Source organism: uncultured Polaribacter sp., assembly GCF_947500975.1.
Lineage (GTDB): Bacteria > Bacteroidota > Bacteroidia > Flavobacteriales > Flavobacteriaceae > Polaribacter.
In genome coordinates this window covers 265,759-286,640 of record NZ_CANMUE010000004.1, presented here as the reverse complement: position 1 = coordinate 286,640, position 20,882 = coordinate 265,759, and the positions used below count along the sequence as shown (strand labels likewise).

24 protein-coding genes and 1 pseudogene are annotated in these 20,882 nt (G+C 28.4%); 7 read left to right on the top strand and 18 right to left on the bottom strand.

Annotated features, from left to right (window positions below; translation table 11 throughout):
* Positions 1 to 30: 30 nt before the first annotated feature.
* Both Q0733_RS06770 and Q0733_RS06765 read right to left on the bottom strand, forming a co-directional pair.
* Positions 31 to 2,247: a molybdopterin cofactor-binding domain-containing protein gene (locus Q0733_RS06770; protein ID WP_298780500.1), complete on the bottom strand. Its 2,217-nt coding sequence runs from the start codon at positions 2,245 to 2,247 to the stop codon at positions 31 to 33.
* Positions 2,244 to 2,714: a (2Fe-2S)-binding protein gene (locus Q0733_RS06765; protein WP_298780548.1), complete on the bottom strand. Its 471-nt coding sequence runs from the start codon at positions 2,712 to 2,714 to the stop codon at positions 2,244 to 2,246. Before Q0733_RS06765 ends, Q0733_RS06770 begins: the two co-directional genes overlap by 4 nt.
* Positions 2,715 to 2,834: 120 nt before the next feature.
* Between Q0733_RS06765 and Q0733_RS06760 the strand changes: the two genes are divergently transcribed.
* Complete coding sequence (locus tag Q0733_RS06760; RefSeq protein WP_298780497.1) at positions 2,835 to 3,902, top strand: T9SS type A sorting domain-containing protein; 1,068 nt, start codon at positions 2,835 to 2,837, stop codon at positions 3,900 to 3,902.
* 58 nt (positions 3,903 to 3,960) lie between these two features.
* Here Q0733_RS06760 and Q0733_RS06755 read toward each other — a convergent pair whose 3' ends face one another.
* Genes Q0733_RS06755 through Q0733_RS06740 form a run of 4 tightly spaced genes read right to left on the bottom strand, consistent with a single transcriptional unit; the run spans position 3,961 to position 7,689 of the window.
* On the bottom strand, positions 3,961 to 4,476 hold the full coding sequence (locus Q0733_RS06755; protein ID WP_298780493.1) for a pyridoxamine 5'-phosphate oxidase family protein: 516 nt from the start codon (positions 4,474 to 4,476) through the stop codon (positions 3,961 to 3,963).
* A 9-nt stretch (positions 4,477 to 4,485) separates the two neighbouring features.
* Positions 4,486 to 6,195 (bottom strand): M14 family metallopeptidase, encoded by a 1,710-nt coding sequence (locus Q0733_RS06750; RefSeq protein ID WP_298780490.1) that lies wholly within the window; start codon positions 6,193 to 6,195, stop codon positions 4,486 to 4,488.
* A 50-nt stretch (positions 6,196 to 6,245) separates the two neighbouring features.
* Positions 6,246 to 6,701, bottom strand: a complete 456-nt coding sequence (gene coaD, locus Q0733_RS06745) for a pantetheine-phosphate adenylyltransferase (protein WP_298780488.1) — start codon at positions 6,699 to 6,701, stop codon at positions 6,246 to 6,248.
* A gap of 10 nt (positions 6,702 to 6,711) precedes the next feature.
* Positions 6,712 to 7,689: a D-alanine--D-alanine ligase gene (locus tag Q0733_RS06740; protein WP_298780486.1), complete on the bottom strand. Its 978-nt coding sequence runs from the start codon at positions 7,687 to 7,689 to the stop codon at positions 6,712 to 6,714.
* A gap of 92 nt (positions 7,690 to 7,781) precedes the next feature.
* On the opposite strand from Q0733_RS06740, the gene Q0733_RS06735 reads away from it, so the two are divergent.
* Both Q0733_RS06735 and Q0733_RS06730 read left to right on the top strand, forming a co-directional pair.
* Positions 7,782 to 8,339 (top strand): PASTA domain-containing protein, encoded by a 558-nt coding sequence (locus Q0733_RS06735; protein ID WP_298780484.1) that lies wholly within the window; start codon positions 7,782 to 7,784, stop codon positions 8,337 to 8,339.
* Between the two features lie 56 nt (positions 8,340 to 8,395).
* Positions 8,396 to 9,433 (top strand): RluA family pseudouridine synthase, encoded by a 1,038-nt coding sequence (locus Q0733_RS06730; RefSeq protein WP_298780480.1) that lies wholly within the window; start codon positions 8,396 to 8,398, stop codon positions 9,431 to 9,433.
* Between the two features lie 31 nt (positions 9,434 to 9,464).
* On the opposite strand, the pseudogene Q0733_RS06725 reads toward Q0733_RS06730, so the two are convergent.
* From Q0733_RS06725 to Q0733_RS06680, 10 genes and pseudogenes are all read right to left on the bottom strand, one after another.
* Positions 9,465 to 9,686 (bottom strand): annotated as a pseudogene (locus Q0733_RS06725) (N-acetyltransferase family protein); the annotation flags it as partial.
* Positions 9,687 to 9,814: 128 nt separating this feature from the next.
* Entirely contained in the window at positions 9,815 to 9,946 is a 132-nt protein-coding gene (locus tag Q0733_RS06720; RefSeq protein ID WP_298780478.1) for a hypothetical protein, read from the bottom strand.
* Between the two features lie 2 nt (positions 9,947 to 9,948).
* On the bottom strand, positions 9,949 to 10,422 hold the full coding sequence (locus tag Q0733_RS06715; RefSeq protein WP_298780476.1) for a DUF6428 family protein: 474 nt from the start codon (positions 10,420 to 10,422) through the stop codon (positions 9,949 to 9,951).
* A 12-nt stretch (positions 10,423 to 10,434) separates the two neighbouring features.
* Positions 10,435 to 10,761 (bottom strand): helix-turn-helix transcriptional regulator, encoded by a 327-nt coding sequence (locus Q0733_RS06710; protein WP_298780474.1) that lies wholly within the window; start codon positions 10,759 to 10,761, stop codon positions 10,435 to 10,437.
* Positions 10,762 to 10,815: 54 nt separating this feature from the next.
* The gene (locus Q0733_RS06705; RefSeq protein WP_298780472.1) at positions 10,816 to 11,214 is read right to left on the bottom strand and encodes an ACT domain-containing protein; all 399 of its coding nucleotides are present in this window, start codon (positions 11,212 to 11,214) and stop codon (positions 10,816 to 10,818) included.
* A 140-nt stretch (positions 11,215 to 11,354) separates the two neighbouring features.
* Positions 11,355 to 12,257: a hypothetical protein gene (locus Q0733_RS06700; RefSeq protein WP_298780470.1), complete on the bottom strand. Its 903-nt coding sequence runs from the start codon at positions 12,255 to 12,257 to the stop codon at positions 11,355 to 11,357.
* Between the two features lie 19 nt (positions 12,258 to 12,276).
* Positions 12,277 to 12,747, bottom strand: a complete 471-nt coding sequence (locus tag Q0733_RS06695; protein WP_298780468.1) for a hypothetical protein — start codon at positions 12,745 to 12,747, stop codon at positions 12,277 to 12,279.
* Positions 12,748 to 12,794: 47 nt separating this feature from the next.
* Positions 12,795 to 12,983 carry a hypothetical protein gene (locus Q0733_RS06690; protein ID WP_298780466.1) on the bottom strand — a complete coding sequence of 63 codons (189 nt, stop codon included), beginning with the start codon at positions 12,981 to 12,983 and terminating at the stop codon, positions 12,795 to 12,797.
* Positions 12,984 to 13,054: 71 nt separating this feature from the next.
* On the bottom strand, positions 13,055 to 13,582 hold the full coding sequence (locus Q0733_RS06685; RefSeq protein WP_298780464.1) for a hypothetical protein: 528 nt from the start codon (positions 13,580 to 13,582) through the stop codon (positions 13,055 to 13,057).
* A 43-nt stretch (positions 13,583 to 13,625) separates the two neighbouring features.
* Complete coding sequence (locus tag Q0733_RS06680) at positions 13,626 to 14,165, bottom strand: sigma-70 family RNA polymerase sigma factor (RefSeq protein WP_298780462.1); 540 nt, start codon at positions 14,163 to 14,165, stop codon at positions 13,626 to 13,628.
* Between the two features lie 182 nt (positions 14,166 to 14,347).
* Here Q0733_RS06680 and yaaA point away from each other — a divergent pair, with 182 nt between their 5' ends.
* Both yaaA and Q0733_RS06670 read left to right on the top strand, forming a co-directional pair.
* Complete coding sequence (gene yaaA, locus Q0733_RS06675; protein ID WP_298780461.1) at positions 14,348 to 15,106, top strand: peroxide stress protein YaaA; 759 nt, start codon at positions 14,348 to 14,350, stop codon at positions 15,104 to 15,106.
* A complete protein-coding gene (locus Q0733_RS06670; protein WP_298780459.1) occupies positions 15,107 to 15,754 on the top strand; it encodes an ElyC/SanA/YdcF family protein in 648 nt (215 codons plus the stop codon).
* 134 nt (positions 15,755 to 15,888) lie between these two features.
* Here Q0733_RS06670 and Q0733_RS06665 read toward each other — a convergent pair whose 3' ends face one another.
* Together Q0733_RS06665 and Q0733_RS06660 are read right to left on the bottom strand one after the other, a co-directional pair.
* Positions 15,889 to 17,313, bottom strand: a complete 1,425-nt coding sequence (locus Q0733_RS06665; protein WP_298780456.1) for an L-serine ammonia-lyase — start codon at positions 17,311 to 17,313, stop codon at positions 15,889 to 15,891.
* A gap of 91 nt (positions 17,314 to 17,404) precedes the next feature.
* On the bottom strand, positions 17,405 to 17,746 hold the full coding sequence (locus Q0733_RS06660; protein ID WP_298780454.1) for a DUF2853 family protein: 342 nt from the start codon (positions 17,744 to 17,746) through the stop codon (positions 17,405 to 17,407).
* Positions 17,747 to 17,981: 235 nt separating this feature from the next.
* Here Q0733_RS06660 and dnaK point away from each other — a divergent pair, with 235 nt between their 5' ends.
* Positions 17,982 to 19,883, top strand: a complete 1,902-nt coding sequence (gene dnaK / locus Q0733_RS06655; protein WP_298780452.1) for a molecular chaperone DnaK — start codon at positions 17,982 to 17,984, stop codon at positions 19,881 to 19,883.
* A 111-nt stretch (positions 19,884 to 19,994) separates the two neighbouring features.
* Positions 19,995 to 20,882, top strand: a complete 888-nt coding sequence (locus tag Q0733_RS06650; protein WP_298780450.1) for a metallophosphoesterase — start codon at positions 19,995 to 19,997, stop codon at positions 20,880 to 20,882.

Here is a 20,882-nt window from a genome sequence, read left to right as displayed (position 1 = left end):
TTTATTTTTAATTACTTTTTTTAATACTAATTAAACCAATAATCCTTCATCAATTAAAGGTAAAGATCGGTAGCGTTTACCTGTTGCATTAAAAATAGCATTGCAAATTGCTGGTGCCATTGGCGGTACACCAGGTTCTCCAACACCAGTTGGTTTCTTACTCATATCATCAATAATATCAATATTTATTTTAGGCGTATCTTTCATTCTCGTCATCTGATAATCAAAGAAATTGTTTTGTTCTACAGCTCCATCCTTTGTAGTTACTTTACCATACAAAGCAATTGACATTCCAAAAATAGCAGCGCCTTCTAATTGATTTTTTACATTATCTTTATTCAGCACTAAACCACAATCTATAGTTGTCCAAATATTTTCAACTTTTACTTTTCCATCCCTTACAGAAACCTCAACCGCAGTTGCCACATAACTATAAAAACTATAATGAATTGCAATTCCTATTCCATGATTTTCAGGTAATTTTTTACCCCAATTTGCATTTTCTGCAGTTTTTTTCAAAACGTTTTTCATACGTTTAGAATCATAAGGATATTCAGATTTACCTTGAATAATTCTATCTTTACCAATTAGATTTAAATGAAACTCAACTGGATCTTTTTTGGCAGCAAAAGCCAATTCATCTACAAAGGAGTTATTACCAAACCCGCTATGAATATGAACTACAGAACGCAACCAACCAATTCTTAAATTAGCTTCAGCCTTTACGTTTTCTAGCCTAAAATTATCTAAATTATAAGGATTATTTGTAAAACCTTGCCCAAGTTCAAAACCAGAGGCATAGTCAGATAAAGGTTTAAAAGAAGATGTTATAGAAGGCACAGCAACTCTTTGTAGCCAACCAGAAACATTGCCTTTACCATCTAAAGAACCTTTTAAATATTGTACACTTGTTGCATGATAAAAACTATGTTTTATATCATCTTCACGCGTCCAAACAACTTGTACAGGTGCATTTATTTTTTTTGACAAAGCAACAGCTTCCACCACAAAATCTGATTTTGATTTACGCCCAAAACCTCCACCAATAAAAGTAACATTTACAGTTATATTTTCAATATCAACTTCAAAAAAGTGAGCTAACTCTGCTCTTGCCGTTTGTGGGTCTTGCAAAGGTGCCCAAACTTCTATTTTATCACCCCGAAACCAAGCCGTAGCATTTGGCACTTCCATTGGGGCATGCACCAAAAACGGAACTTTATAGGTAGCTTCTACTATATTCTTAGATTCATTAAAAGCTGAGTTTACATCTCCTGTACTTCCCGGAATCAGCTTTCCTTTCTCATGAACTCTCTTTGTTATTTTTTTAGTAAATTCTTCTGTATTAAAACTTTCGTTTTCTCCATAATTCCACTCAATATTTAAGTTTAATTTTCCTTGAAAAGCAGACCAAGTATTGTTTGCAACTACAGCAACACCGCCTAAAGCTCCAAAAAACGCACCTGTTGGAGGAATCATTCTATCTAATTGAATTACTTTTTCTACACCAGAAATGCTTTTTGCATCTGCTGCATCAAAACTTTTTACCGTTCCGAAAGTTACAGGGCACCTTGCAATAGCTGCAAACTTCATATTCGGAATTCGAACATCTATTCCGTAATTTGCTGTACCGTGCGTAAAATCTTTTAAATCTACGCTTTTTAAGTTTTTACCTATATATTTAAAATCTTCAACTTTTTTTAATTGAAGTTTACTTTCTGCAGGAATTTCTTCTTTTGCAGCTACATTAACCAAATCTCCAAAGAAAATTTTTGCATCTGTTTTTATATTGATAATATGATGGTTTTCTGCTTTACAATCAGCTTCAGCAATATTCCATTTTTTTGCAGCGGCAGCAATTAACATCATTTTTGCTGATGCACCCATTTTTCTCATAGGTTCTAAAATAGTTCTTACACTTCTAGAGCCATCTGTATTTTGATTGCCGTATTTAGAATCTCCTGTTGCTTGTTGAACGGTAATATATTTCCAATCTGCTTCTAACTCATCTGCAATTGCTGATGCTAAAGATGTTCTAATTCCTTGCCCCATTTCAGAACGTGAAGCAATTAAAGTAATAGTACCATCTTTTTGAATTTGAACAAATAAATTTGGTGCAAAAGTCCCTTCCGTTTGCGGAATAAAATCTTTTTTATCCGAAGAAATATTACAACCTAAAATAATTCCTGTAGAAGCTAAACCAAATAATTTTACAAAATCTCTACGATTTATTTGCTGTATATTGCTCATATTGATTGGTTTTTAAGTTCAACAGCCCTATGAATTGCTTTTCTAATTCTTGAATAGGTTCCACATCTGCAAATATTACCACTCATTGCATTATCTATATCTTTATCTGTAGGGTTTTCTACCTTGTCTAATAGTGAAGTTGCTGCAATTAGTTGCCCAGATTGACAATAACCACATTGCGGCACATTACCATCATTCCAAGCTTCTCGTAAAAATTCTAAATTTTCTGAAGTCCCTTCAATTGTAGTAATTTCTTTGCCAACTGCATAAGAAAATGGCATGCTACATGATTTTGTTAAAACACCGTCAATTAAAATTGAACATGCCCCACATTGGCTTACACCACAACCAAATTTGGTTCCTGTTAAACCTACAAAATCTCTAATTGCCCATAAAATTGGAGTATCATCAGCAATATCTATGGTGTATAGTTTTCCGTTTATAGATAAAATTTTATTCACGTGTATAATATTTAAAGCTACAAGTTACGTAAAATGAATAAACTTATATAATTTTATAGCAAAACGTAATTTTTATAATTACATTTACTTTTTAAAAATAGTTAATCAACTCACATATAACTTTTTATGTTCAAAATAAATTTAACCCTTACCCTTTGCTTTCTATTTTTATCAAGAGTTGAAGCTCAAACTGTTTTATCTGCAAACGGTGAGGGTGATACTTATGAATTAATCAATTCTGTTTTAGCTCCAAATTACGATGTTGTAGAAGTACCTGATTGCAATCATGATAATTTTGGTAGACACATAGATGAGACATTTGATAGCGAGTTAAACAAAAATGTATTTAGATTTTACATTCATACAAATGAAGATGATGATCGTTGTATAAATTTTGATAGACAACGAAATGAAATAAAAACCTATGATAAATCTCCAAATAATTTATTAGGCGTTGAAAACGAAAAAGTGATTTATAAATGGAAAATGAAGCTTGATGTTAATTTTCAACCATCCTCTAGTTTTACACATTTACATCAATTAAAATCTGTTGGAGGAGATTACTCTTCTATACCAATGTACACCTTGACAGCAAGAAAAGGAACACCAGATCAACTAGAATTAAGATACACAAATACGGATGATCAAAGTACAATAAAAAAAGTAGATTTAAGTTTATTAAAAGGAAATTGGGTAGAAATAACAGAGAAAATTGCTTATGGTTCCAATACTGAATATTCTATAGAAATTGTAAAGATAAGCACGGGTGAAACTCTTTTTGATTATTCTGATACTTCAACAGAAAATTGGCAATCTGGAGCAGAATTTGTAAGACCAAAATGGGGAATTTATAGAAGTTTAAATGACATTAATAGTTTAAGAGATGAAACCGTTTTATTTGCAGATTTTAGCATTGAGGAAGTTAGCACTTTATCTACGGAAAGTTTTATCATAAATAATTTAAGGGTAAAAATATACCCAAATCCAACTACTGAAAGTATTTTTATTGAAGAAAAAACAGCCAACAGTTATGACTCTATTTTAATTTATGACACTTTAGGCAGATTGATTCAAAGAAATAATAAAGCTGCTGACAACACTATAAGTGTTTCCAATTTAAATACAGGAACTTATTATTTTGTATTTAAAAAAGAAAATGAAATTATTAGTAAAAACAGTGTTTTAATTGATTAATTAAAATATTGTACAAACAAAATGGATTTATAATAACCATTTTCTTAACAAAAACACATTATTTATTAAAATTTAATTCTGGAGTTTTCCAAGTAATTGAATCCCCTAAAACATTATATTTCTCACTAATAATAGTTGCTTTGTTGGGCGTAAATTGTATTAATACATAATCTAAAGTCCTGTTTTTGTAGTAGTTTTTCCATTCTTTTTTCCAGAATTTCTCTTTTTTACTTTGAGCATTTACAATTTTTGCAACTCCTTGTAAAGTAACATAACTTACACTTTTTGTATCAAAATAATACAAGGTTACTTTAGGGTTTTTCTGAATTTGTTTTACTTTTAAACTTTTAGGATTTGTTCCCATCCAAACTGTAAAATCTTCTTCTGGAAAAAATGGATCCATTGTTCTTACATGAGCAACTCCTACAGAATCTACAGTAATTAACGCACAGTTTTTTGCATTATTCATAACCTCTTTTGCAATTTCTTTAAGATCTTTTTTAGCTGTTTTTTGAGTATTATTACAACTAATAATAAAGTGTAAAAATATTAAAATGTAGAAATATTTTTTCATTGATAATAGTTAGTAAACTTTAAAAACGGGCAAACGCATAAATGCTTTTTCATTATGTGGACTTTTTTTGTAAACCCAATTTAATTGTGCTCTTGGGTTATCAGCAAAAGTTTCATCTGAATTCATTTTTTCTATGAATTGTTTTTTAATAGTTGGATTATCAATTAAAAATTGTTCAGCTACATCTTCAAAAACATAACCAGAATATCCTTCTTTTTGCTGTAGAATGGTATCAAAAAAGTTCCAACTAAAAAAAGAATCTGTTGCTTCTGCTTCTAAAGTTTCCAATAAATAACGAACTCCGTTTTGATTTGTAGAAATATACAAATCTCCTTTTCTAAAGTTTATATCTTCTTTAGATTTTTTTATTGATGTATTATAATGCAAATAATGCCCTTCATATGGCGCATTTCTTGTTTGAAATTTATCAATATGATTTACTTCTACCGATATAGTTGTATCTTTTTTAAAACGTGTAAACTGAATATTATTGTTGTTTAATCTATCTACAATTTTATGCCATCCTTGTTGTAAAATATAGGCATTTGGTATTGTTATTTCTTTTTCTGTAATAAAATTATTGTAGTATTTAGTTTCAACATTAAAAGGTAATTTAGTATCGTAAAAAAGCCTTTTACCATTGGTAATTTTACTATCAATATATGTTGCTTCATACCCTTTAAAGTTTAAAATTGACACGTTTTCTTTATCTAATTTATAGGTAATTGGATATGTTTTCTTAGCTAAAACTTCTTCAGTTGCTTTTGATCGTAAGTCTTTTATTTTTTTTGAATTTAACTCTGTAAAATCAAAAACAGAAAACATTAATTCATATGTTTGTTCTACTCTAATTTTATAAGGTTTTAACATGTGTGTCTCTACCATTAAACCTAATGTGTGAAATAGTGTTGTATACCCTGTTGAAAATCTTGGTGAATCAAAAAATTGCGACCAACCATTTTCTGGTGTATTGCCCCAAACATTTACATAAGGGGTAATAATAATATTTTTTTCTTCTAACGATTTTTCAATTTGTGGACGCATTTCTTTTTCTAAAAAGCTACCTAAATTACCTCCTAATTTGTTATGCTGTGTAAATAAATGTGTAATTGCATATTGATAATCTGCGCCATTACTTACATGGTTATCAATAAAAATATCTGGGTTTACAGCATGAAAAATCGCTGCAAAAGCAGCTGCATTTTTAGTGTCTTGTTTTACAAAATCTCTATTTAAATCAAAATTTCTAGCATTTCCTCTAAAACCATATTCAATTGGACCATTTTGATTGGCTCTTGTGTGCGAATTTCTATTTAAAGAACCACCAATATTATAAACTGGAATTACACAAATAATAGAATTTTTATATTTATTTTTTAAAGAATCGTTTTGAACAATATCTCTAATTAACATCATAGACGCATCAATTCCGTCAGATTCTCCTGGATGAATTCCGTTGTTAATTAAAATTCTGTTTTTCTTAGAGCTTTTAATTTCATCTACATTGTAAATTCCTGTTTGATTATAGACAACTAAATGCAAAGGCTCACCAGAATCAGTTTCTCCGAATGAAAAAAGAGAAACCTCATCATAAACTTCAGATAAGTTTTTATAATAAGAAATTACCTCTTTATATTCTGGAGTTTCTGTTCCTTTAGAAGTTTCAAAAAGCGTTGTAAAATCTATATTTTCTTTGGATGAATCTTTACAAGAATTCATTATTATAATTAACAAAAAAAACAAAAAACGCCTAAGATTCTTAATCATAATTATTTAATTCTTACCGTTTTAGGCACTAACTTTGTATAATCACCATTATTTCTTATTACATCTCTTACAATAGATGAAGAAATATAAGATGTACTTGCTGCGGTTAATAAAAACACTGTTTCTATTGGTGCTAAATCTCTATTTGTATGTGCAATTGCCTTTTCGAACTCAAAATCTGCTGGGTTTCTTAACCCTCTTAAAATAAACTCTATATTATTTTTTTGACAAAAATCAACCGTTAATCCTTTATAAGTAACAACTTTAATTTTTGGCTCATCTTTAAAACAATCTTCAATAAACTTCTTACGTTCTTCTAACGAAAACATATATTTTTTATCAGCATTTATACCAATTGCAATTATTAGCTCATCAAAAAGAGTTACTCCTCTTTCAATAATATCAAAATGCCCTAAGGTAATCGGATCAAAAGATCCTGGAAAAATTGCTCTTTTCATTGTTTATTTTTTAGTCGTTAAAAGCTGACTCAATTGCGTTTTCAAATAATTCTGACAAAGTAATTCCTGCTTCAGCAGCTTGTTGTGGCAAAATGCTTTCTTCTGTCATTCCAGGTACTGTATTCATTTCTAAAAAATGAGGTTCTCCATCAACAAAAATATATTCTGATCTAGAAAAACCAGTCATATTTAAAATTGTATATACTTTTTTAGCAACTTCTTCTACTCTACTTTTTTCTTCGGATGAAATTCTTGCAGGCGTAATTTCCTTTGATTTCCCTTCGTATTTTGCTTCATAATCAAAGAAATCATTTTCAGAAACAATTTCTGTAATTGGTAACACCCTTATTTTTTCTTTATATTGAATAACTCCAACGGAAACTTCCTTACCATCTAAAAACGATTCAATTAAAATTTCTGAATCTTCTTTATAAGCAGTTTCTATTCCCTTTAAAATTTCTTCTTTATTATACGCTTTAGATATTCCGTAACTAGAACCAGCGTTGTTTGGTTTAATAAAACAAGGCAACCCAACTTTATCTATAATTTTATTGGTATTTATTTCATCTCCTTTGTTTAAATAGATAGAAATGGCTGTTTTTATACCATACGCTCTAACGACACTCAAAGTATCTCTTTTATTAAAAGTTAAAGCCATTTGATAAAAAGGCGCAGATGTATGTTTTAAATTGATTAAATTAAAATAAGCTAATAACTCTCCGTTTTCACCAGGATTTCCATGAATAGCGTTAAAAACACAATTAAAAATAATTTTTTTATTTCTTAACGTAAACGAAAAATCGTTTTTATTAATTGGATATTCATTAGCATTATCATCTAAAGCAACCCATTTTTCTTTTAAAATATGAACTCTAAAAGCATTGTATTTAGCGCTATTTAAATGATTAAAAACAACATTTCCACTTTTGAGAGAAATGTTAACTTCGGATGAATATCCGCCCATTACAATGGCAATATTTTTTTTCATCAGTATAAAATAATAAAAACAAATTTATCAAAATATAAATAGAAACCACAACGTTTAGTTTTTATATATTTGTATGTTTTAAAAATCAAAAAATGAGTATTATACAGTTTCTTAAAAGTAAAACTTTTTTTAAGCAAATTGCTTTTGCAATTGTGGGTTTATTAATAATTATTTTCTCTTTTAAATTTTGGCTAGGTATAACTACAAATCACAAGCAAAAAATTCAAGTTCCGGAGTTACATAAAATGTCTATAAATGAAGTTCAAAAGAAACTAAATGAACTAAATTTAGATTTTATAGTAATTGATAGTGCTAGTTACAACCCAGATTACCCAAAAAAATCTGTCATTGAACAAAGCCCTGAGGCTGGTGATTTTGTAAAAGAAAAGCGTAAAATTTATTTGACTTTAAATCCATCTAAATATAGAGACATTACAATACCTGAATTAAATGGACGTACAAAAAGGCAAGCAATTTCTGAACTACGAGCAAAAGGCTTAAATGTTGGCACAAATTACACTTATGTTAGAGATATTGGAAAAGACGTTGTAAGAGGGTTAAAATTTGAAGGAAAAATTGTAAATACAAATGATAAATTACCTAAAAATTCTATTGTTGAATTGGTTTTAGGCGATGGAAAACGAAATTAGAAAAATTAAACATACTAAGGTTTCAAATTTTGAAACTAAAATAACAACATAAAATTTTGCAAGAAAACCAACCTCAAGATATAGATAATGACGATTTGTATGAACATCACAGATTTACTGCAAGTCTTGGTCAAGAACCTTTAAGGGTTGATAAATTTTTGATGAATTTTATTGAAAATGCTACAAGAAACAAAGTACAGCAAGCAGCAAAAGCAGGTAATGTTTTAGTAAATGATGTTGTAGTAAAATCCAACCACAAAGTAAAGCCGAATGATGTTGTAAGAGTTGTTTTAGCTTATCCACCAGCAGAAAATTTATTGGTTGCTGAAGATATTCCTTTAGATATTATATACGAAGATGATACTGTAATGGTAGTTAATAAACCGGCAGGAATGGTTGTGCATCCGGGTCATGGAAATTACTCAGGCACATTGGTTAATGGTTTAATTCATCATATAGAAAATTTACCTACAAATAGTAATGAACGCCCAGGTTTGGTGCATAGAATTGATAAAGACACAAGTGGTTTATTAGTAGTTGCTAAAACGGAGTTTGCAATGGCAAATTTATCAAGACAATTTTTTGATAGAACAACAGAACGACTTTATTATGCTTTGGTTTGGGGAAATATTGATGAAGATGAAGGCAGAATAGAAGGTAATATTGGACGTAGCCTAAAAAACAGATTACAAATGGATGTTTTTCCTGAGGGTAATTTTGGAAAACATGCAGTTACTCATTTTAAGGTTTTAGAGCGTTTAACTTATGTTACGTTAGTGCAATGTAAATTAGAAACTGGTAGAACGCATCAAATTAGAGCACACTTTAAACACATTGGTCATACACTTTTTAACGATGAACGTTATGGTGGAGATGATATTTTAAAAGGTACCACTTTTACAAAATACAAACAATTTGTACACAACTGTTTTAAAGTGTTACCAAGACAAGCTTTACATGCAAAAACATTAGGTTTTACACACCCTACAACTGGTGAGTTTATGCAATTTAATTCAGAAATACCACAAGATATTACCGAGTGTTTAGAAAAATGGAGAACGTATTCTGAGAATTCTAAAGATATTTTAGAATAGATTTATCAAATATTAATTAAGAAATAATATTCTAAATAATCTCACTCCTTTTTTCTAAAATAATATTCTCTTTCCAAACTCCATTAAGCTTTGCTATTTTTTCTTTGTAACCAATTACTCTAAAACCACATTTTTTATGAATATGTAAACTTGCTTTATTTTCTCTAAAAATGATGGCTTGTAAAGAGTAAATGTTATTTTGTTGACTAACTTTAATGAGCTCTAAAAATATTTTTTCTCCTAAACCCTTTCCTCTCTCTGAAGATTTTACATATACACTAACTTCTGCAACTCCTTTATAAACGTCTCTTTTAGAAACAAGAGATAAACTTGCTCAAGCTAAAACACAATTATTTTCAACCAAGGCAATTCTTCCAAACTTTAAGTACTTTTTTTCCAAGTTTTCCAGTCAGGTACTTTAGTTTCAAAAGTTGACATATTTGTTGCTAAACCTTCTCTATAAATAGCAGCTATTTGATTATAATTTTCTTTATTTACTTTTATAAAATCCATTGTTAACAACAACCAGATTTAGGATCACAACAAGAAGTCATATTTTGTATTTCAGACAATTTTACTTTAGGTTTTATTGAAGGAATTCCACATTCTTCTAATGCCAAACAAGCAGTCATTTTTGTAGTTAGTAAAAAATTTTCACCATCAAAATCTAAATTGTATTTACCAATGGTTTCTTTACCTTGATATTCTACCTCAATCTCTAAATCATCAAACTTAAAAACCTTTTCAGACAATTCAATTATATGAACTAATTTTTCTGGATGTAATCTGTGATCATAATCATTTTCTTCCCAAAGCTGAAAATTAATTACAGACTCATTTCTTACTTTACCTCCACAATCAATAAAGTCTTTCGTAATTTTACCAACTTCGGTAACGTGAAAATGACTTGGTACTAATTCTCCATTTGGTAATTGAAATCCTATTTCTTTTAAACTTTTTAAGTGGTTTTTAATTTCTGATAATTTCATAATATTTTATTTTTAACAACAGCTACCTGTTGAATTTTTATTTAAAAAATTGTCTAAAGTATTTTTAATTTGCTCCCAATTTTCTTGATGAATACAATAACAAACACTTGTTCCTTCAATTTTCCCTTTTATAATACCAACATTTTTTAGCTCTTTTAAATGTTGAGATATTGTAGGTTGTGCCAATCCAATTTCTTTTACTAAATCTCCACAAACACAAGATTGAAGCTTAATTAAAAACTCTAAAATTGCAATTCTTGCAGGATGACCTAACACTTTTGCTATAGTTGCAATTTTATTTTGTTCTTCAGTAAATATTTCTGACTTGGTCAACCCCATATTAATTTGTTTATTGCAATATTACAATTAAATAGTTAATAAAAAATGTGATTATTAATAATTTTTAGATAGATTACTTAAAACCTCAATTGCTTTTTCAGCATCTTTTTTATCTACAAAAATATGGTCATGATAATAACCAGAAATTACGTTACAGCTTATATTGTACTTGGATAATTCAGTTGCAAAAACAGCGGTTAATCCCACTGCTTCTAGTGAAGAATAAATCATTAAAGTAATCCAAGAAGCAACATATTGATACTCTATTAATAATTCTTCAGCTTTACTTTTTTCTAAAACAATAGTTGTTCCTTCTTCTTCTTTAAACTCACAAATTGTAATATTTCTATCTATTTTAGAAACATCTTTTAAAGTTGCAAATACATAATCACCTTTATTTAATTTTGGTGTCATTCCTTTTAATAATTCTGATAAATTGGTTTCTCCTGACATTTATTTTTCCTTTTTTAAAATGATTTATGTTTATAACAACACTAAACTTTAAGCACCTTCTAAAATAATAAAAAGGCAAACATGCAAAGAGTAATTAAAAAACACTATTACTTTAACAATACCTATCAAATAAATTCGTTTTATTTCTTTAAATCGAACATATAACCAACGGAAAGATTAAAAAAACTAGTTGTACTTAAATCAGCTTCTGAAGCAACTGCATTTGGTAAATTAAAATTATAACCCAATTCAAAATCCCAAGAATTAGACGTTATAGATAAAGGTAAACTAATTTGCGTGTTTAATAAATCAAACACATTTTGAGTAAATACTTGTTCTTCGACCATTAATTGAGGTTCTGTAATTCCTATAAAAGAAATGGTTTGATTTGATATAATAAAATTAATATTTGGTCTTAATCTTAATGCAAAATCAGGGGTTTTCTTTAAAGTAAAGTTCACAAAACTATTAGATATTATTTGAAAAGAATTATCTGTTCCAAAAAGATAAGAACCCGAAATTGTACTTCCAAATATTCTTTTTACATTTCTTATTCCTATACTTAAATCTATAGAATTTGTAAAATCATCAAATTCATCATTATAAAAATATTTAGTGTATCCTAAATTGTAAACTATATTTTTTTTCTTTCCTAAGGTATTATAATAACCTAAAGAAAGACTTGTAAAATCCCAGGTTGGTGAAAAATTCTCATAATAAATACCAGAAATACTAGCATTGAATCCTGAAGAATGGTAATAAGAAATTTGTGGAATGATATTAAATTGATCTATACTTGATCTACCTGAGAAAAAAGTATTGCTATTATAAGAAACAGTTGTATATAAAAAATTGTAATAATTATCACTTTCAATTAATTCATCTACAAATTGTTGATCTGTAAAAAAAAGTTCATCTATTAATCCATCTATATCATCTAAATTTTCTTCTTGTGCATAAGAACAAAAAGAGGTTGCTATTGAAAACAACAGCAACCCTAAAACTTTTATAATAGTTTTAATCCCTTGATATATATGCATCATATATAGCTAACTGCTAATTTCAATTTTTTCTTTTTTTCTTATCACCTGGAGCATTATTTATTCTAGCCCCATCTTTTAACTCACCAATATCTTTAGATTGTCTTATTTTATTAATACGTTCATTTAACATATTTCTTTGCTCATTTGTTAGCGTTTTTCTAAAACTTTCCCTAGTAGTTCTTAAACGAACTTGTTGATTTTGAATCATACTTTTTTGGTCTATTGAAAAGGTAGCTACCAAACGTTTTTTTATTTCATTTTTAGAAATTGTTTTATCTCTTAAAATTGCAAGTTGCTCTTTGGTAAGTGATTTTTTAAAAGCTTCTCTATTAGTTTTTATCACTTCTCTTTCTTTTTGTAACAAATCTCTCTGTGCTTCTGTTAATTCTTTTTGAATTAAATTATAGTTAGAATCTTGGGTAAAAACCATGGTATTAAACAACATTAAACTTAAAAAAGTAAAGGTTAATATGATGTTTTTTAATTTCATTTTAATATATATTTTTACGCTACAAAAATCTAAAATACAAATTTAAATTAATCTTTATAGCTTTCTTTTACTGTATCAAATTCTGTTTGATCTACTAAAGCAATATCATCTGAAATATTTACCTCATCAGAATTTGAACAAGAAGTAAATAATAATACTGTTAGAATAAAAGCAGTAATTGAAAAAAATAAAATAATTGCTTTTAAAATATTTAATTTAGAGGTCGTAGTTTTCATAATTGTAAGTTTTTAATTAATAATCGCTTCTTTATATTTAGAACTACGTTTTTTTAAATAGTTTAAAAAATTTATAAAATAATTGTTTTCAAGAACTCATCATCTATATAATTATCTAATAATGAATCTTCTAAAATTAATGAATTTAAAATCACATTATCAATTTCTTGCTCAAAAAGTTCTGCTTTCACCAAAACTTCATTAAATAAAGTTGCATCCGCAAAGGCATCAATTTCTGAATCTTCAATTAACAAAGAGTTAATTAAAATATCATCAGAAAAAGCAAACTCTTCTAATTTAATTGGAATATCAAAATTGTTTTTATTTGAACTTTGTAACCAAACTGTTAAACTCAAAATAAAAACTAACGAAGCCGCAGCAATATATTTGAATTGTGGTTGCATCCAAAAAACAAACTGTTTTTTAGGTTTTTCTTCTTTTTTGACTTCTTCTTTAATATTATCTAAAATTGAAATTTTAGACTTAGAAAAATAATTATCAGGCACATCGGTTCCTAAATACTTTTTATGATGGGCAGAAATGCCTTCTTTAAAACTTTCTTTTAAAAAGCTTTTATTATTTTCAATTGGTTTATTCATAGTATATTAGTTTAGACCCAAGTATTTTACAATAGTTTGATTTTTATAATAATATTTTTTCTTCTATAATTTTTACAGCTGAATAATATGTAGATTTTAATGTGCTCTCTGAAATTTGTAAAACTTCAGAAATTTGTCTAAAACTCAATTCATCAAAGTATTTCATTTGAAAAACTCTTTTTTGTTTTTCGTTAAAACCACTAATTATTTTATGCAATTTTCTTTGAATTTGATCACCATCATAATATGCATCTTCAAATAAAGCTTCTAAATTTGCTTCAGAAACCTCATCAATATTATCAAAACTTTTTTTGTTATTTTTTTCTAAAAAACGGATAGACTCGTTATAAGCAATTCTATACATCCAAGTATGTAAACTACTTTTTCCTTTAAACTTTTGAATGCTTTTGTAAATTCTAATAAATGTATTTTGTAATACATCATCAGCATTTTCATGTGTAATTACAATTTTTCTAATATGCCAATACAACCGCTCTTGATAAATATCAAGTAACTCACTAAAAGCTATATCTTTTAGTTTGGGATCTTGCAACTTTTTTACAAGCTTAGCGTCTTTACTCAATTAGTTATGGGTTAATTATATTGTTTTTGTTTTCAAAAGTAAAAATAGTTTTATGAATTTATAAAAAATAATTCTATTTATAAAATTCAATCAATTTTATAAATAGAATTATAAATTTAAAGTGATGTGTTTATTTGAAGTTTCTATGAATCCTTTGTATTTTTATCATTCAATTTAAGTTAATGAAAATTATAATATCACCAGCAAAATCTTTAGATTTTGAAAGTAAAGTACCTACAAGCTTACATACGCAACCACGTTTTTTAGAGCAATCTGAAAAATTAAATAAAAAAACAAAAACAATTTCTAAAAAGAAATTATCAGCTTTAATGAAAATTTCTGACGATTTGGCTGCATTAAATTATGACAGAAATCAAGCATGGAAAACTCCCTTTACAACCGATAATGCAAAACAAGCTATTTATGCTTTTACTGGAGAAGTTTTTAGAGGAATAGACGTAAACTCTTTACAAGAAGAAAAAATACCTTTATTACAAGAACGTTTGCGAATTATATCTGGTTTATATGGTTTATTAAAACCTTTAGATTTAATTCAGCCATATAGGTTAGAAATGGGTACTAAACTAAAAGTTGGAAGAACTGAAAATTTATATAAATTTTGGGGAGACACTTTAGCGAACTCTTTAAATGAAGAATTAGATGATGATGAACTTTTAATTAATTTAGCTAGTAGCGAATATTTTAAAGCTCTACCAAAAAAAGTTTTAAAAGTACCAATGATTACACCTGTTTTTAAGGATTTTAAAAATGGACAATACAAAACCATTATGACATTTGCCAAAAAAGCTCGTGGTTTAATGGTGCGCTATATAATTGATAATAATGTTAAAAATTTAGATGAATTAAAAGGGTTTGATATTGATAATTATCGTTTTTCAGAAGAAATGTCAACAGATACTGAATTATTTTACACTAGATAAATGAAAAAAAAATGGTTCAAAATCATTAAAAAAAATATTCGTTATTTTTTTATTTTAAGTTTACTAGCAATAGTTATTGCTAATTTAGTAGTAATTAATAATGCTAAAGAGAAAATATTTAGTAGCACCAAGCTTATACCTAAAAATGAAGTTGGATTATTATTAGGCACCTCTAAAACATTGATAAATGGTCAACAAAACTTTTATTTTACCTATAGAGTAAATGCAGCTGTAGAATTGTTTAAGGCTGGAAAAATTAAATTTATTCTTATCAGTGGAGATAACAGAACAAAAAACAATAATGAGCCTAAAGATTTCAAAGATGAACTCTTAAAAAGAGGGATTCCTGAAAACAAAATTTATTTAGATTATGCTGGTTTTAGAACATTAGATTCGGTTGTAAGATTAAAAGAAATTTTTGGGCAAAACTCCGTAACTATGATATCGCAAGAATTTCATAATGAAAGAGCAATATACTTGGCCGAACATTTTGGTATAAATGCTATTGGTTATAATGCAAAAGATGTAACTAATAGTTTTGGGTTTAAAACTCAAGTAAGAGAATATTTTGCAAGAGTTAAAGTTTTTGTTGATATTATTTTTAATGTTGAACCAAAATTTTTAGGAAAAAAAATTGAGATTAAATAAACCTTTACTTTTTAAGTATAAGAGTTTCTATAACATCCATAAAATTAAAAATCCTTCTATTTTTTTTTTGCATTATCAGTTTACACTTTAAATATTATAAAACAATTAGAAAAAAGAAAAACCTATACTTTTTTTTAACAATCTGCTAAACCTACATTAATAGCCAACCCTCCTTCAGAAGTTTCTTTATAGTTTTTATGCATATCTTTAGCAGTTTCCCACATAGTATCAATTACTTTATCTAAAGGAACTTTTACCTCTTTTGGGTCTGTTTCTAAAGCCATTTCTGCTGCGTTAATTGCTTTTATTGCTCCCATAGAATTACGCTCTATACAAGGTACTTGTACTAAACCCGCAATAGGATCGCAAGTTAAACCTAAATGATGTTCCATAGCAATTTCTGCAGCTACCAAACATTGCGCAGGAGCACCTCCTAATAATTCTGTTAAAGCACCAGCTGCCATAGCGGAAGACACTCCAATTTCTGCTTGACATCCTCCCATTGCTGCAGAAATTGTAGCGTTTTTCTTAAAAATACTACCAATTTCTCCCGCAACTAATAAGAATTTTTTAACGTGTTCAAAATTAGCTTCATGATTTTCAATCACCATATAATACATTAAAACCGCAGGAATTACACCAGCACTTCCATTTGTTGGCGCCGTTACTACTCTACCTAAAGCAGCATTTACTTCGTTAACAGAAAGCGCAAAACAACTTACCCATTTTAAAATTTCTCTAAATCTTACTTCAGTACTTCTTATAGCTACTAACCATTCTTGAGGATTAGCATAACTTGTATTTTTTATTAGTTTTTGATGCGTATCAAAAGCACGTCTTTTTACATTTAATCCTCCAGGAAGCCTACCTTCTGTATGGCAACCAATATACATGCATTCTAACATGGTTTCCCAAATTCTATTTAACTCAAAATCAATTTCACTCTCAGAACGTAATTCTAACTCATTTTTTAATACAATTTCAGAAATTGCTAAATTATCTTTTTCACAATATTCTTCTAATTGAATTGCTCTATTAATAGGATAAGGAAAGTTGTTTTTATTAATTTCTATTTCTTCTTCAAAATGATTATTTTCCTGTACAATAAATCCTCCACCAATAGAATAATAAGTTTCCGTAGAAATTTCATTACCGTTTTCAAAACCTCTAAATGTAATTCCGTTTGCATGAAAAGGTAAAAACTCTCTATTAAATTTGATGTTAGCCTTTAAAAAAGGAATTTTTTTCCCTCCCTTAAAATACAACTCTTCTTGTGTATTAATTCTTTCTATGATAATAAATATATCTTCAATGGGTATGTATTCTGGGTCAGCTTCACTTAAACCAAGTAAAACAGCTAAATCTGTTGCATGACCTTTACCTGTTAAAGAAAGAGATCCATATAAATCTACATGAATACGATCAATTAAATTAAACTTATTTTGAGTTTTAATAGTTTGAATCCATTGTTCAGCGGCTCTCCAAGGACCCAATGTATGTGAACTTGATGGACCAACACCAATTTTCAACATATCAAAAACACTTATAAATTGCGACATTCGTAAAATTTAAATAATAACACGCTGTAAATGTAAAAAATCCAACTTAAAAAGTTGGATTTTTTTACTATATAATAATCTTTTTATTTATTTAGAAACCATAAACAGCCTCTTTATCAAATTTCTTCATTAACATATAATAAACTACTGCTCTATATTTTTTTCTTTCAGATTTTCCAATTCTTTCCATCACTTCTTCAATTCCTGCATCTAATTCACTACTATCTTCTAAACCTAATTTCTTTATTAAGAAATTTTTCTTAACAGTTTCTAATTCTTTTGGATCAGAGCCAGAAACAGTTTCTGCATCTGCCTTATATATAGAAGGTCCTAAACCTTTTGTTACCGCTGCTAATAATTCTGTGTTAGAACGTAAATTTCTATCGTCCATAAATTTTTTGTACAAAGCTACTTTTTCGTCAAATTTGCTCATAATTTTTTTAATTTATTTTTATAATTTATTCAATATTCCAAATATATGAAATTAATTAGTCAATTCAAATACTTGTATTCTTCTATTCTTTAGATACATTTTATGTCAATATGTCACAAATCATTTTTTAAAAGTAAAAAAAACTGACATTTTCTAGTCAATTAAGGGTTGGCACATAGTTTGACTAATGTAAAATGTAAAATTGAAATAAAAATTTTTAATATAAATATTAGTTATGAGTAAAATTATAGGAATTGACTTAGGAACAACAAACTCTTGTGTTTCCGTAATGGAAGGTAATGAGCCAGTTGTAATACCTAATGCAGAAGGAAAAAGAACTACACCATCTATCGTTGCCTTTGTTGAAGGAGGAGAACGTAAAATTGGTGATCCTGCAAAAAGACAAGCAGTTACAAATCCAACAAAAACAGTTTCTTCAATTAAACGTTTTATGGGTAACAAATTCTCTGATTCTTCACAAGAAGTAAAAAGAGTACCTTATAAAGTAGTAAAAGGTGATAACGATACACCTAGAGTAGATATTGATGGTCGTTTATATACACCTCAAGAAATTTCTGCTATGGTATTACAGAAAATGAAAAAAACAGCAGAAGACTATTTAGGTTCTGATGTTTCTGAAGCTGTAATTACTGTACCTGCTTATTTTAACGATGCACAAAGACAAGCTACAAAAGAAGCTGGTGAAATTGCTGGTTTAAAAGTAAGAAGAATTATAAACGAACCAACTGCAGCTGCTTTGGCTTATGGTTTAGACAAATCTCATGACGATAAAAAAATAGTTGTTTTTGATTTTGGTGGTGGAACACATGATGTTTCTATCTTAGAGTTAGGAGATGGAGTTTTTGAAGTATTAGCTACTGACGGAGATACACACTTAGGTGGTGATGATGTTGATGCAAAAATTATTGACTGGTTAGTTGCTGAATTTAAAGCAGATGAAAACATGGATTTAACTACAGATCCAATGGCTTTACAACGTTTAAAAGAAGCTGCTGAAAAAGCGAAGATTGAATTATCTTCTTCTGCATCAACAGAAATTAACTTACCATATATTACTGCAACTGCTAGTGGACCAAAACACTTGGTTAGAACCTTATCTAGAGCTAAATTTGAACAATTAATTGACGATTTAGTAAAAAGAACTATTGAGCCTTGTGAAACTGCTTTAAGAAATGCAGATTTATCTAAATCTGATATTGATGAAATAGTTTTAGTTGGTGGTTCTACAAGAATACCTGCTGTACAAGAAGCTGTTGAAAAATTCTTCGGAAAATCGCCAAGTAAAGGTGTAAACCCTGATGAAGTTGTTGCTTTAGGAGCTGCTATTCAAGGTGGTGTTTTATCTGGTGATGTAAAAGATGTATTATTATTAGATGTTACACCTTTATCATTAGGTATTGAAACAATGGGTAATGTTTTCACAAAATTAATTGATGCAAACACAACCATACCAACAAAAAAATCTCAAGTATTTTCTACAGCAGTAGACAATCAACCATCTGTAGAAATTCACGTTTTACAGGGTGAAAGAGCAATGGCTGCTGATAATAACACAATTGGTCGTTTCCATTTAGATGGTTTACCTCCAGCACAAAGAGGAGTTCCACAAATTGAAGTAACTTTTGATATTGATGCTAATGGTATCATTAAAGTTTCTGCTTTAGACAAAGGAACAAACAAATCTCATGAAATTAGAATTGAAGCTTCATCTGGTTTATCTGAAGAAGAAATCAAGAAAATGAGAGAAGAAGCAGAAGCAAATGCGGATGCGGATAAAGCAGCAAAAGAAACTGCAGAAAAAATTAATGGAGCTGACTCTATGATTTTTCAAACAGAAAAGCAATTAAAAGAATTTGGCGAAAAATTATCTGCTGATAAAAAAGAACCAATTGAAGCTGCTTTAGTTGAATTAAAAGCTGCCCATGAATCTAAAGATTTAGCTCAAATAGACGCAGCAATGGAAAAGATTAATGAAGCTTGGAAAGTTGCCTCTGAAGAGATGTATGCAGCACAAGGTGGAGCTGAAGGAGCAAACCCTGGAGCTGAACAAGGTCAACCAGAAGCAGATGCTCAAGGAGACAATGTTGAAGATGTAGATTTCGAAGAGGTAAAATAATTTACTGAAAAGAAAAACATACTTTCTTAAATAAATAAAACGCAATCATTAATTTGGTTGCGTTTTTTATTTTTAAATAAAAGTCTTCACTTTTAACTATTTTTGAAACTTATGAAAAAAAATATTTTTTTACTTATTGTATTAATATGCTTTTCTACATGTACAAATAAAGACTATTCTTCTTTTAAAGTAGGAGTAGTTTCTGATTGTCAATACTGTAATTGCGAAATTAAATGGAACAGATATTATAAAAAAGCACCTAAAAGACTTAAAGAAGCTGTTACAACTTTAAATAAAGATTCTTTAAACTACACAATTCATTTGGGCGATTTTATAGATCAAAATATCAAAAGTTTAGATAGTATTTTACCAACATGGAACACTTTAAAATCTAAATCTTATCATGTTTTAGGTAATCATGATTTTGATGTTGATGAAACAAATAAGCAAAAAATGCTTGAGAAATTGAACATCAAAAAAAGATATTATAGTTTTATTGAAAATGATTGGAAATTTATCGTTTTAGATGGTAATGACTTAAGTTTTTACGGAACTACAACAAAGATAAAACAACAACAAACAGACTCCTTATTCAATTTATTAAAAGGAAAAAAATTACCCTATTTAAAAAAATGGAATGGAGCTTTGAGCAATACCCAATTATTATGGGTTAAAAAAGAGCTGGATGAAGCTGTTAGCAAAAATCAAAAAGTAGGTTTTTATTGTCATTTCCCTATTTTTCCAATTGATGAGCATAACATCTGGAATAGAGATCAATTTTTATCACTAATAAAACCGTATAAAAACGTAAAAGTTTTTTTTAACGGGCATAATCACGCAGGCGCATATCAAGAAGTTGACAACGTACATTATTTAACTTTTAAAGGTATGGTTGATACAGAAAATACCTCAGCATTTGCAAAAGTGAATTTTGGTAAAGATACAATTACAATAGAAGGTTTTGAAAGAGAACCTTCAAGAAAATTAATTATTAAATAA